This is a genomic window from Corallococcus sp. Z5C101001 (genome assembly GCF_007352635.1).
Classification (GTDB): Bacteria; Myxococcota; Myxococcia; order Myxococcales; family Myxococcaceae; genus Corallococcus; species Corallococcus silvisoli.
In genome coordinates this window covers 1-1,160 of record NZ_VKLU01000064.1, presented here as the reverse complement: position 1 = coordinate 1,160, position 1,160 = coordinate 1, and the positions used below count along the sequence as shown (strand labels likewise).

Sequence of the window (1,160 nt, the reverse complement as noted above, 5' to 3'; positions counted from 1 at the left end):
CTCGACATCGACTCCCTCAAGGCTCACCTGCGCCTCGGCCTCCCCGAGTACATGGTGCCCTCCGCCTTCCTCGTGCTCGACGCCCTGCCCCTCAACTCCAACGGAAAGGTCGACCGCAAGGCCCTCCCTGAACCCGACGCGCTCTCCGTCGACACCAGGGACTTCATCGCTCCTCGCGACGCCCTCGAGCTTCAGCTCGCTCGCATCTGGCAGGACGTCCTCGGCCTTCCTTCCGTCGGCGTCCGCTCCAGCTTCTTCGAGCTCGGCGGCCACTCCCTCCTCGCCGTCCGCATGCTCGCCTCTCTCCGCGAGCGCCTTGGCCTCTCCCTCCCTCTCTCCGTCCTCTTCCAGCAGCCCACCATCGAGCAGCTCGCTCTCGCACTGCGCGACGACTCCAGGCCCTGGACTCCTCTCGTCCCCCTCGAGCGCGGCGAGCCCGGCCACCGTCCTCTCTTCCTCGTCCACCCTGGCGGCGGCAACGTCCTCGCCTACTCGGAGCTTGCTCGCAGGCTGGGGCCCTCTCTCCCCGTCTTCGGTCTCCAGTCCCGCGGTCTCGACGGTCGGCCCGTCGCAGACTCCGTCGAGGAGATGGCCGCCCTCTACCTCGACGCCCTCCGCTCCGTTCAACCCCACGGGCCCTACCGCCTCGGGGGATGGTCTCTCGGGGGCGTCATCGCCTTCGAGATGGCTCGCCTCCTGCGCGACTCCGGCGAATCGGTGGAACTGCTCGCCCTCATCGACGCTCACACCCCGGGCCTCGTCCCGCCGTCCGAAAACACCTCCCGCCTCTCCGCACAGGCTCGCGCGAGAGTCGCCTTCGCCCGTGCCACCGCCTCCGCCTTCGGGCAGGACTTGCCGGCGTCGGACGAGGCGCTTGCCCACGGCGATGACGACGCGATGCTCAGCCTCCTTCTCCAGGAAGGCCTCCGCACCCACATCCTCGACTCGAACTCTGGGCCCGCGCAGCTGCGCGCCCTCTTCAACGTCTTCCGCGCCAACCTCTTCGCGCAGGAGAAGTACGTCCCTCGTCCCTACGACGGCTCCGCCCTCCTCCTGAGCGCCAGCGAGCACGCACCCACCAGTCCTCCCATCCCGCGTCATCGCGGCTGGGAGTCACTGGTCCGCGGTGGCCTGGAGGTGCACGACGTGCCCGGCGGCCA

The 1,160-nt window shown here is 69.7% G+C and carries 1 protein-coding gene and 1 pseudogene; both read left to right on the top strand.

The window, feature by feature from the left end; genetic code table 11:
• Positions 1–51 precede the first annotated feature (51 nt).
• Positions 52–840, top strand: a pseudogene (locus tag FOF48_RS37465) (thioesterase domain-containing protein); the annotation flags it as partial.
• A 57-nt stretch (positions 841–897) separates the two neighbouring features.
• Positions 898–1,160 (top strand): hypothetical protein (locus tag FOF48_RS37460; protein ID WP_255443090.1); only part of this gene is annotated, 263 nt, incomplete at its 3' end.